The sequence below is a fragment of the Desulfuromonas thiophila genome (genome assembly GCF_900101955.1).
GTDB classification, from domain to species: domain Bacteria; phylum Desulfobacterota; class Desulfuromonadia; order Desulfuromonadales; family Desulfuromonadaceae; genus Pseudodesulfuromonas; species Pseudodesulfuromonas thiophila.
Map to the genome: position 1 here is coordinate 25,916 of NZ_FNAQ01000013.1, position 11,681 is coordinate 37,596.

Annotated in this window: 9 protein-coding genes and 2 pseudogenes; 9 read left to right on the forward strand and 2 right to left on the reverse strand. The window is 55.3% G+C overall.

The genetic code is table 11. From position 1 onward, the window contains the following. The first annotated feature begins 110 nt into the window (after nt 1–110). The 6 genes and pseudogenes from clpB to BLR80_RS13400 all read left to right on the forward strand — a co-directional run. Nucleotides 111–2,762, forward strand: coding sequence for an ATP-dependent chaperone ClpB (clpB, locus tag BLR80_RS09850; protein WP_092079393.1), 2,652 nt, complete (start codon nt 111–113; stop codon nt 2,760–2,762). 354 nt (nt 2,763–3,116) lie between these two features. Next, nucleotides 3,117–4,526 (forward strand): esterase/lipase family protein, encoded by a 1,410-nt coding sequence (locus tag BLR80_RS09855; RefSeq protein ID WP_092079396.1) that lies wholly within the window; start codon nt 3,117–3,119, stop codon nt 4,524–4,526. 87 nt (nt 4,527–4,613) lie between these two features. Further along, the gene (locus BLR80_RS09860; RefSeq protein WP_092079399.1) at nt 4,614–5,669 is read left to right on the forward strand and encodes a PP2C family protein-serine/threonine phosphatase; all 1,056 of its coding nucleotides are present in this window, start codon (nt 4,614–4,616) and stop codon (nt 5,667–5,669) included. Next, the gene (locus tag BLR80_RS09865) at nt 5,666–6,721 is read left to right on the forward strand and encodes a serine/threonine-protein kinase (protein ID WP_092079402.1); all 1,056 of its coding nucleotides are present in this window, start codon (nt 5,666–5,668) and stop codon (nt 6,719–6,721) included. The genes BLR80_RS09860 and BLR80_RS09865 overlap by 4 nt, the downstream gene beginning before the upstream one ends. Next, a complete protein-coding gene (locus BLR80_RS09870; RefSeq protein WP_092079404.1) occupies nt 6,718–7,794 on the forward strand; it encodes a serine/threonine-protein kinase in 1,077 nt (358 codons plus the stop codon). Before BLR80_RS09865 ends, BLR80_RS09870 begins: the two co-directional genes overlap by 4 nt. Nucleotides 7,795–8,086: 292 nt before the next feature. Continuing rightward, a pseudogene (locus BLR80_RS13400) lies at nt 8,087–8,221 on the forward strand (transposase); the annotation flags it as partial. A gap of 62 nt (nt 8,222–8,283) precedes the next feature. Here BLR80_RS13400 and BLR80_RS09880 read toward each other — a convergent pair. Together BLR80_RS09880 and BLR80_RS13460 are read right to left on the reverse strand one after the other, a co-directional pair. Next, a complete protein-coding gene (locus BLR80_RS09880; protein WP_092079407.1) occupies nt 8,284–9,720 on the reverse strand; it encodes an alpha/beta fold hydrolase in 1,437 nt (478 codons plus the stop codon). Between the two features lie 288 nt (nt 9,721–10,008). Beyond that, the gene (locus BLR80_RS13460; protein WP_092079413.1) at nt 10,009–10,302 is read right to left on the reverse strand and encodes a M3 family metallopeptidase; all 294 of its coding nucleotides are present in this window, start codon (nt 10,300–10,302) and stop codon (nt 10,009–10,011) included. A 40-nt stretch (nt 10,303–10,342) separates the two neighbouring features. On the opposite strand from BLR80_RS13460, the gene BLR80_RS09895 reads away from it, so the two are divergent. From BLR80_RS09895 to BLR80_RS13255, 3 genes and pseudogenes are all read left to right on the forward strand, one after another. Then, nucleotides 10,343–10,999: a transposase gene (locus tag BLR80_RS09895; protein WP_092079416.1), complete on the forward strand. Its 657-nt coding sequence runs from the start codon at nt 10,343–10,345 to the stop codon at nt 10,997–10,999. Between the two features lie 105 nt (nt 11,000–11,104). Next, the gene (locus tag BLR80_RS09900) at nt 11,105–11,368 is read left to right on the forward strand and encodes a type II toxin-antitoxin system ParD family antitoxin (protein ID WP_092079419.1); all 264 of its coding nucleotides are present in this window, start codon (nt 11,105–11,107) and stop codon (nt 11,366–11,368) included. Further along, nucleotides 11,368–11,657: pseudogene (locus BLR80_RS13255) on the forward strand (type II toxin-antitoxin system RelE/ParE family toxin). The gene BLR80_RS09900 and the pseudogene BLR80_RS13255 overlap by 1 nt, the downstream one beginning before the upstream one ends. The last annotated feature ends 24 nt before the right edge of the window (nt 11,658–11,681 follow it).

Consider the following 11,681-nt stretch of genomic DNA (forward strand, 5'->3'; position numbering starts at 1 on the left):
GCCTCACCCGCTGACGACAATTTTTTGACGCCAGGGGGTTGACAAGGCTGCCGGCCATGCCCAGTTTGACGGCAGTGGTCGGATGGACCGCAGAAAAGGAGACCGAAGCGATGAACATGGAAAAACTGACCCGTAACACCCAGCAGGCCCTGCAACAGGCCCAGCAGCTGGCCCGCCAGCGCCAGCATGCCGAAATTGACTGTGAGCACCTGCTGCTGGCGTTGGTGCAGGATACCCAGGGTCTGGCGCCGCGCCTGCTTGAGCGTGCCGGACTCAAGCCGGCCGGCTTGTTGGCCGCGTTGGAACAGGCCCTGGCTCACCGCCCCCAGGTGCAGGGCCGGGGTGTCGAGGAAAGCCACCTGTATGCCTCGGTGCGACTGCAGCGGCTGCTGGAGCGGGCCGAACAGGAAGCGGGCCGGCTCAAGGATGAATATCTGAGTGTCGAGCATCTGCTGCTGGCGGCGGCGACGGAGCCGAAGGACAGTGCCTTCGGTCAGCTGATTCAGCGCGCGGGGCTCGACCATGCGGCGCTGTTGCAGGCCCTGCAGCAGGTGCGGGGGCACCAGCGCGTCACCAGCGATCAGCCCGAGGGCACCTACGAGGCGCTGGAGAAATATGGCCGTGATCTGGTGGCGGCGGTACGCGACGGCAAGCTCGATCCGGTGATCGGTCGCGACGAGGAGATCCGCCGTGTTATCCGCATTCTGTCGCGCAAAACCAAGAACAACCCGGTGCTTATCGGCGAGCCCGGCGTCGGCAAGACCGCCATTGTCGAGGGCCTGGCCCAGCGCATCGTGCGCGGTGATGTGCCCGATGGCATGCGCGACAAGACCCTCTTTGCCCTTGATATGGGTTCCCTGGTGGCCGGCGCCAAATACCGTGGCGAATTCGAGGAGCGGCTCAAGGCGGTGCTGAGCGAAATCCGCAACAGCGAGGGCCGCATCATCCTGTTCATCGACGAGTTGCACACCATTGTCGGCGCCGGCAAGACCGAGGGTGCCATGGACGCCGGCAACATGCTCAAGCCCATGCTGGCCCGTGGTGAACTGCACTGTATCGGCGCCACCACGCTGGACGAGTATCGCCAGTACATCGAAAAGGATGCCGCGCTGGAGCGCCGCTTCCAGCCGGTGATGGTCGAAGCCCCCAGCGTCGAGGACAGCATCAGCATCCTGCGCGGCCTGAAGGAACGCTTCGAGGTACATCACGGCGTGCAGATTCAGGATCAGGCGCTGGTGGCGGCGGCCACCCTGAGCCAGCGCTACATCAGCGACCGCTTCCTGCCGGACAAGGCCATCGACCTGGTTGACGAAGCCTGCGCCCTGATCCGCACCGAAATGGATTCCATGCCGGCGGCCATGGACACGGCGGCGCGGCGGGTGATGCAGCTGGAGATCGAAGCGGCGGCCCTGCGCAAGGAAAAGGACGCCGCCAGCAAGGAGCGCTTGGCTGCCATTCAGGCCGAACTGGCCGAACAGAAACACATTGTCGATACCTTCAAGGCCCAGTGGGAGATCGAGAAGCAGTCGCAGCGCCAGATTCAGCAGCTGCGCGAGGACATCGAACGGCTGGGGCGCGAACTGGCCGAGGCCGAGCGCCATTATGATCTCAACCGCGCCGCCGAACTGCGCCACGGCCGTCTGCCGGAACTGGAAAAGAAGCTGCAGGCGCTGGAAGAGGAAAACCGCGAGCGGCCCGACGGCCAGCGGCTCTTGCATGAATGTGTTGGTCCCGATGAAATCGCCGGCATTGTCGCCCGCTGGACCGGCATTCCGCTCACGCGCTTGCTGGAGTCGGAGCGCGACAAGCTGCTGCATCTCGACCAGCAGCTGCATGCCCGTGTCATCGGCCAGGATGAAGCCGTTCAGCGCGTTAGCGACGCCGTCATTCGCGCTCGCGCCGGCATCAAAGACCCGCGTCGGCCCATGGGTTCCTTCCTGTTTCTCGGCCCCACCGGTGTTGGCAAGACCGAACTGGCCCGCGCCCTGGCCGAGGCCCTGTTCGACAGCGAGGAGCAGATGGTGCGCATCGACATGTCGGAATACATGGAAAAATTCAGCGTCAGTCGCTTGCTCGGCGCGCCGCCGGGCTATGTCGGCTACGAAGAAGGCGGCCAGCTCAGCGAGGCGGTGCGGCGGCGGCCCTATGCCGTGGTGCTGTTCGACGAGGTCGAAAAAGCCCATCCCGAGGTGTTCAATGTGCTGTTGCAGGTGCTCGACGATGGCCGCGTGACCGACAGTCAGGGTCGCACCATCGATTTCAAGAACACCGTCATCATCATGACCTCAAACCTGGGGGCTGAGTTTCTGCTGCAGGACAGCGGCACGGAAGGGCAGATCAGCCCGGCGGCCCGTCAGGCGGTCGAACAGCGCCTGCAACAGGCCTTCCGGCCGGAATTTCTCAACCGCATTGACGATACCATCCTGTTCACGCCCCTCACCCGTGGCGAGTTGCGCCAGATCATCGACCTGCAGGTGGCCGACGTGCAGCAGCGCCTGAGCGAGCGGCGCATCCGCATTCAACTGGACGACAGCGCCCGCGATCTGATCTGCGCCCGCGCCTACGATCCGCATTTCGGCGCGCGGCCGGTCAAACGCTTCCTCCAGCACGAGCTGGAAACCCGCCTGGGACGGGCAATCATCGCTGGAGAAATCCGCGATGGCAGCTGCGTACAGGTGGTTGCCGAAAACGGGCAGCTGACGCTGAAGATCGCGTGGCACGATGAAAACCCCGCGCCAATACAGGCCGCAGCCGACCAATGACCGGCGGCACTGCCCGACCGAACAGAGTGACGGGGCACATCCTTTGGGTGTGCCCTTTTTTTTCGCCGGTAGCGCCGTCTGTGCGATGGCAAGGGCATAAATCAACCGGCGATGTGAAGCATTAGAAACCTTGCAAGGAAAGAGGGTGTTGTTTATCTTCGATTTTCAGTGCAGGGCGCAGTGTGTGACAGCGCTCCTGCGGGAAGGTCGGTTGGGGAAAGGCACCTCCTCATATTATTACCCACACGGAATAGCGAGGAGCCAAAAGTTAGGCAGGTTAGGTATGGTGTCCCCGGAATTTCGCGCAAAATATTATGAATGGATTGCCACACACTGCTCGGGGGAGTCATCATCATGCGTCTGATTTTTGTCCACGGCTGGAGCGTCACCAATACTGACACCTACGGCCAACTGCCCGAGGCGCTGCAAGCCGCCTCATCTGATTACGACCTGCAACTTGATCTGCACCACATCCATCTCGGCAAATACGTCAGCTTTCACGACGAAGTCACTCTTGACGATATTGCCCGCGGCCTGCACAAAGCCCTGCACGATCTGCCCGGCAATGCGGATCAGATTCAACCCTTCTCCTGTATCACTCATTCCACCGGCGGCCCGGTGGTGCGCTACTGGCTTAATCGATTTTATGGCCCGGAAAATCTCAGTGCCACACCGCTGCGCCATCTGGTGATGCTGGCCCCGGCCAACCACGGTTCGTCCCTGGCCATCCTCGGCAAGCAGCGCGTCGGCCGCATTCAGGCCTGGTTCAACGGCGTCGAGCCGGGGCAGCGGGTGCTTGACTGGCTGTGCCTCGGCAGTGAAGGGCAGCGCCGCCTCAACGAAAGCGGCCTGCATTACGACTATGCCGCGTACAACGTCTATCCCTTCGTCCTCAGCGGCCAGGGCATTGACCGCAAATTTTACGACTTCATCAACAACTACCTGACCGAACCCGGCAGCGATGGCGTCGTCCGTGTATCCGGGGCCAATATGAATTACCGTTTCTTTTCCGTGTGCCAGAGCGACGAAGTGGTGCGCAAAAAGCCCTATACCACCCGGCTGGTGTATGACGAAAAGCACCCGGTGCGCACTTCGCCCAGCGTGGCGCTGAGGGTCTACAACCAGTACAGCCATTCCGGCACCACCATGGGCATCATGCGCAGCATCAACAAAGAAAAAGGCGCGGCACAACCGGTGGTCGCGGACATTCTCAAATGCCTGCAGGTCGAATCATACAGCGCCTACCAGCAACGCGCCGCTGAACTGGCAGCCCTGACCGCAGAAGCCCAGGCCAAAGCCCGCCAGGACAAAACCTGCGAACGCTACGCCATGCTGGTGTTCCGGGTGCAGGACGATCAGGGCAACAGCTTCAGCAAGGATGATTACGACATCCTGCTCCTCGGCGGCAAAAGCTATCAGCCCAAGGGGATGCCGAAAAGCTTCCTGCAGGATCGCCAGATGAACGCCAAGACCAGCAACCTGGTGTTTTACATCGATGTCGACCGCTTCCACGAAATCAAGGATGGCCTGTTCGGCATCCGTGTCATCGCCCGCCCGCAACAGGGCTTTTCCTATTACCAGTGCGCCGAGTTCCGTTCCGATGGCGTATCACTGACCGATATTGTCGCGCCCAATCAGACCACCTATGTGGATATCACCCTCAAGCGGTGCGTGGATAAGAATGTGTTCCGTTTTGCGCGTGGGGATGAGAAGCGGGGGAGTTTTAAAGGGGTGAAGGCTGATGGGGGGGAGATCAATTCTTGACGGTCGCTAATGCCTGAGATACTCTAGCGCGGTTAAGGGAATTCTTCTCAAAATTAGCATCCTAATCGTCCCCTATGGAGCCAACACATGTTGAATGATCGTTTGATACGATGGTTCTCCCGCCCTACAGCCGAAAGCGGGGGGAATCTCGTTGCTGAAATGCCCGTATTTTTAACCACGGATGTCGGCTTGGTTCGAGAGGAAAATCAGGACCGAGTTGCAATGATGCGAGTGCATGCTGTTTCAAAGCCGTTTGTTGTTTTAGCTCTTGTGGATGGAATGGGGGGGATGAGAAACGGATCGGAATGTGCTGTTCGTGCCATGTCCGCTTTTCTGTACTCTATCATTCGCTATCGTCAACTGGCTCCGGCTAAGCGTCTTGAAGCGGCTGCACATAAAGCAAACGAAGCCGTTTATGAATATTCCAAAGGCGCAGGAGGCGCTACACTGTCAACGCTTCTCGTGGGATGTGACCATCCAGCGATGACTCTGAATGTTGGAGATAGCAGGATATATGCAACCGTTGCAGATAATAACGAGATCAAGGTGAGTAGGCTGACGGTCGATGATTCTTTAGAGGAAGCGGTGGGAGGGCAAGGTAAGGAGCTTTTGCAATTCATCGGAATGGGTAAGGGATTAAAAGCTCATATTGACTCTGTCCCGGATAATGCTAAACGGCTTCTTGTTACCTCTGACGGTGTTCACTTCATTAGACAAGAATCGCTTTCAGATGTCCTGATCAATGCCAAAACTCTTCCAGAGATCGCGAGTAATTTGGTTACCTTAGCAAAGTGGGGGGGAGCACCGGATAATGCCTCGCTTGCAGTAACACAACTACCAGAACTTATACAATCTCTTTCTGGCTCTCAGGATACCGGTGTTGAAGTATGGGATTCTTTTAGCGCCCTGCACGTAATGTGGTTAAAGCCGGACCAGGCAGCTTTGCCTCCAGCTGAGGGCGGGTGGGAAAAAGCTGAAAAGCTGGAAATAGTGGAAGAAAAAAAGGCCCCTGAAGAAAAACCGGTGAAAAAGCCTAGAAAACCAAGAGGGAAAAAGAAGGAAACTCCTAAAGAGGAAGCGCCACAACTGACTTTTGAGATTGATTCGAAAGTCAACCCGAAGGAGGAGGACAGCGAAAAATGATTCTTCCAAAACGGTATGCCCCGACCGGGGTTTCTAGTGGTGGCGGTATGGGAGATATCATTGAGTGTACTGATGTGCACTTGGAGCGACCTGTTGTACTGAAAATGTTAAAGGATGGCGAGGAAAGTCGACGTTTAATAGATGAGCAAAAAGTTCTTATCCAGTTGCGTTCCAAGCATGTAGTCCAGTTATACGACGTTATTACCGTTCAAGACGGAGGCCAGGAAAAGACTGCGCTAGTCCTAGAGCATATCGAGGGACGGGACCTCGGGGTCGGATCTGTTGAGCGTGGGAAAGCACATCTTTTTACCCTTTGGCAAATTGCTTGTGGGCTATTAGATATTCATAGACAAGGGGTAATCCATAGAGATATCAAGCCCAACAATATCAGGTATGATACCGATGACGTGATTAAAATCCTGGATTTCGGCCTATCAAGAAATACCGGTACAGATGCTCAAACATCTAGCATTATAGGCACTCCGGGGTATATGGCTCCGGAGTTGTTCAGAAGCAAAGATATTAGCTTTGATCAAGCAATTGATGTGTTTGCATTTGGTGTAATGTCGCTCACCCTAGTTGATAATAATGTCCCTGCTGAGTTGCTAGCTTTGCCACCTGGGGCAGTGCCTCCAGGATCATTTTCCACGTTATTGCCTGATTTGCCAGCTGATGTCGTATCAGCTCTTGAGAGCTGTGTGAATACAAATCCCCAAGAACGGCCCACAATGGAACATGTGGAGGCTGTACTGAGACGGCACCTTCTTTTTAACAGGCATCGTGCGCTTGTGGTTCTCCAAAACGCGACCCATGAGTTAAGCGCAGCTTCACCAAACATCCGGGTGAAAAGTGAAGATGTCGGATCTATAGAGGTTAATTACAATGGTCTGCAATTTATCGTAACCGCGCTTTCCGGCAGTGTTTATGTGAATAATTCAGGGATAAATGTCGGCGATGAACTGCCAAATTGCTGTGTCTTGACATTTGGTCCCCCTAATCGACCCAGACGATTTGTTACGTTTGATGTTTCGAACCCGGAGGTAATGCCGTGATTCAAATTGGCGATATCGTAAGTGGTCGATATCAATTGGTTGATCATATTGGTAGAGGCGGGATGCAGGAAGTCTTTCTTGCCAGAGACCAGTTATTGGAAATGGATGTTGCTTTAAAGACTCCCCAAGCTGGTCAAGCGGGAAAGCGTTTCAAAAACAGCGCAAGAATCGCAGCAAGGGTTAACCATCACAATGTCGCAAAAACACTAGATTACTTTACTGACGCAGGTGTCGAGTATTTGGTCGAGGAATTTGTCCCTGGTGAAACCTTAGAGGACAAATTGGATCGATTCGGCTGCCTCGATCCCCATCTCGGCGCACGAGTATTGCACCACTTGGCAAAAGGAGTTTCTGCCTCGCATCGTGTTGGTGTTGTTCACAGGGATTTGAAGCCCAGTAACGTTATGGTGACCGGAGGGGTCAATCTCCAGCACTTGAAAATAACCGACTTTGGGATAGCGACTCTGACTCAGGAAGTTTTTGATGATGCCGCTAAAGGTGGGGACATTACTCGTTCGACCTCAGGAACCATCAGAGGCGCTCTGCCTTTTATGGCTCCTGAAATGATGTTTAGACAACCCGGGGAGGATCCAGGGAGGACAGTCGATATTTGGTCTGTTGGAGCAATGATGTTCAAGTTGCTGACCGGGGAATACCCATTCGGTGTATACCTTGAAGCTGCGGTAAATGTTAAGAATAGAGATAGAAAATCTTGGCCGAGCTTTATGACCCAGAAAACTCAATTTACTCCGCTGGCTCAAGAGTTACAGGCATTGGTTGATAGTTGTTTGGAATATGATCCCGAAAACCGGCCTACAGCCCAAGAGCTTGCGGAAAAATGTCAAGATCTGTGCTACTTGTCGGTTGAAAGGAAAGAAGGAACTGTGAGCAATTTGATACAAAACAGATACAGTGGCTTCATAGATGGACAAGATGAAACGGTCTTTTTCTCCATGGAAAGTGTATATGGGACTGTTAAGCCCGATACCGATCAACATAGGCACGTTTGCTATTCTAGTTTTCCCGGCAGGCCCCGTTTTAGAGCACACCCCGTTGTGGTTCTTAAGGGCTGATTGCCTGAGATAGAAGCTAGTACATCGTAAATCTTAAAGCCTGGTTTGTTGCAGCCTCACGAATTCGTTTCGATCTTTTTGATCTTGTTCTTGTGGTCCGCCTGTCAGGCGACCAGACATCCATGTGCCGTCTCAGGGAAACGATGCTCCCGTCTCGGAAGATTGAGTTTGGGCCAACCCGCCAGCCTTGAAACAGTATATGATGGCGCACAGCCAAGCTTGCGCAGTCCCCGAGTTCCGGGGACACCATATCTATCTCTGACATTTGAATTTGATCTGCCACAGTTTGCCCATGGCTCGAATCGCTCGCATCATCGCACCCGGCTTGCCACACCATGTCACCCAACGGGGGAACCGGCGGCAGCAGACGTTCTTCTGTGACGAAGATTACCTTGTCTATCTCGATTTGATGGCCCAGTGGTGCCGGCACTACAAATTCCTTTAACCCTCCTCCCGCGCAGGTGGGGATCCTGAAGCGATGGAAAGAGTTTACTCCCCTCCCTCGGTCATCGGGGCATGCTCGCGAAGAAATTCAAGGATGTGATTCAGGGTTGACTGTGAATTGGGCGACAAGGAGAACACGTGTGTTCCTTCATCCACCCAATACAGCTCAGAGTCGATGATTTCGTCGGCGGCGTGCAGGGCGTCTTCAGTGGGAACATCTCCATCAGCAGTGCCATGCACGATCAATGTCGGCGCACTGATTTTATCCAGCGCCATGGGGGGCATCTCCGAGTAATTGCCAAGGTCGGTAAAGGTGCCGTTCACCAGATCTTCGCTGGGCGCCATGCTTAAAAAGATTCTCCCGAGCATTTCTCCCTTTGAGTCATCGGCTATAACGCTGCGGGCCAGTTCCAGATTCGCTTCGTCATCCATGGTGCTGATCATGCCGATGAAATGATGGGCCGCTGCCAGCGGGGCGTATTCGTAGAGCGCATTGTAAAGCCACATTCCTCCCTTGAGGCTGAGCAGCGCCATCCAGACTTCCAGACTTTCAGAGGCCCCTTCGTCGGTGCCATAGGCCTGGCTGATAGCATCAACCGCCACCAGCGCCCAGGTGCGCTGTGGATGACGGATTGCAAACTGATAGCTGGGCGGCCCACCCGCGGACGCACCGATGACAGCGATTTGATCAATGCTCAGGCTGTCCAGCAGGGCAGCCAGGGCATCGGCCTGATCTTCCACACTGAGCCCTGTATGGAGCGGGGTTCCCAAATTGCCGGGACGCGACCAGCACAGAATACGGAACCCCTGATTGTACAGATCGCTGAAGTAGGCCGGTGTGCTGTAAAAGCTTCCGGGGCCCCCGTGGTTAAATGCGAGGACAGGGCCACTTCCAGCGCTTAAGGCGTATTGGATGGGGCCGACAGCGGTTTCGATGACCTGACTCTGCGCGGAGAGTTCCTTCAGCCAGTCATCACGCCATGTCGCGTAGTCTGTGGTGGCGGAGTCTATTGTTTCCGGAGCATCGTCGTCCGGAAGTCGGATTCCATGCCAGTGATAGCCGGTTGCGCTCGAGAGATCAAAACAGCGCTGATCCCTGCGGAATGTTCCCTGGAGTGTCATCCCCTCATCTGTGGTCGTCAGGCTTAATTGATCTCCTTTCAACTGGCCGTTTGCGACCACTTCATTCTTCACGGTGTCTCTTGCTTCAACATGCCGTGACTGGATATGCAGCTCCCACAGACTTAAGCTGACCGAAGTCGCGACGGAACGGTACCCGGCATTGCAGGAGGAAAATTGCCATGCCGTGTCATTAGTATCCACAGTGTTGTCTTCCATCGTCCGGTAGACACCCCAGCGTTGTGTCTCTTGCGGGTCTTTGTGATGATCGGAGCTGCATCCGGTGAATAGCAGAACCAGTAAAAGCGTTACGCATCGCAACACGAAGGGGGCTGTCGGGACATTGTGAGATTGACGTGACATTCTTTGACCTCCTCGGAGTTGGAAAATAAAAAAGGTCAGTCCAAGAATCAGCTTTGGCCAGCGGCGATGAAAATCGCAAGCGAAGAGAGGACAACCAGAGGATTGATCACGGGCTGTATTGATGGAGAGATTGTCTCAGTAACTTTGCTGTCCATCGGCAGATGAATCTGCCCGCTTTGCCTTTGAGTGATCAAGATGTCGCGCCTCTGCAGGAGATTTTGCCCACGAGGAGGTCTGGAGTGCTCTGTGACATCCCCTTTGCCCATGAAAATGATGGGCCCCTCCATATCATGGCACAGGGGCCATGGGGTACTGCCCAAGAAACTCCAGATAGGCGTCCACCGACCATTTCCGGCCGAGGAAATCTGCAATCGATTTGTTTTCGTACCGGGTCAAATCAGGCTCACAGATGTGGTGTTTAATCTCCGCACCGGTTTCTGCATCCAGCAGCCCTTCGCGACTCTGCTCGAAGCGGGTGATTAAATCGTGTACAATGGCCAGTGACCACAGGTAGGAATAATAGCCCGCCTCGTACCCGCCGGCAAGATGCTCGAACCGCGGCCTGTTCCGGGGACACCATATCTATCTTTGACGTTCGAATTTCACCTGCTACAGTTTGCCCATGGCTCGAATCGCTCGCATCATCGCACCCGGCTTGCCACACCATGTCACCCAACGGGGGAACCGGCGGCAGCAGACGTTCTTCTGTGACGAAGATTACCTTGTCTATCTCGATTTGATGGCCCAGTGGTGCCGGCACTACAACGTTGCCGTCTGGGCCTGGTGTCTGATGCCGAACCATGTTCATCTGATTGCCGTTCCGCAGGCTGCGGAGGGGCTGCCCCGCGCCGTTGGAGAAGCCCATCGCCGTTATACCCGGCATATCAATTTTCGGGAAAACTGGCGCGGGCACCTGTGGCAGGGGCGCTTTGCCTCGTTTCCCATGGATGAACAGTACCTTCTCGCCACAGCACGCTATATCGAAATGAATCCGGTTGCTGCCGGTCTGGCGGCGCAGCCCGAAGACTACCGCTGGAGCAGTGCCAGAGCCCATCTTGCCGGCAAAGACGATGAGCTGGTCAATGTCGCGCCGCTTCTGGAGTTGGTGCCTGATTGGCGGCAGTTTCTGAAATTGTCCACCAGCGAAGAGCTTGATCTGCTGTACCGCCACGAGCGTACCGGTCGACCGATGGGCGACAGTGGCTTTGTCGAGAAATTGGAACAAGCACTGGGGCGGGTATTGCAGCCGCAGAAACCTGGCCCCAGGAAGAAAAGTTAGGCAGGTTAGATGTGGTGTCCCCGGAATTCCGGAATTCCTTGGTCCTCTAGTTGACACAATCCAGCACCTCTCCTATTATCAGTTAATAACTGATAGGAGGAAGCCATGCCGACAAGCGTAGCCTTGAGTTCCCACTTTGAAGAGTTTGTTCGCCGTCAGGTCGAGACCGGTCGCTACAATAATGTCAGCGAGGTGGTTCGTGCCGGATTGCGAATGCTTGAAGATGCTGAAGCCGAACAAGCGGCCAAGCAGCAGGCCTTACGCGAGGCCATAGCCGTAGGGATGGCGAGCGGGCCAGGTATTCCGGCTGATGAGGTGTTTGCTCGCCTGGAGACAAAGTACCTTGCGATGGCTGATAAAACAAAATGATGCGGCTGAAGTTTCAGCCGCAGGCGGTGCATGACCTGGAAGGAATAGGTGCCTACATTGCCGCAGATAATCCTGACCGCGCCGTTACCTTTATCCGGCAGCTGCGCAATCTCTGTCACCGAATAGGGCAAACCCTCTGGCCTATCGCTTACGATTTGACATCGCAGCAGGAGTCCGCAGTGCCGCACATGGGCGGTATGTGATCTACTTTACAGCCTGTAGCGACACCGTCACAATTATTCGTATCCTGCATGGGGCGATGGATGCCGCTGCCTATCTGGACAGCTGATTAGCGTTTCGCAGACGATCGGAA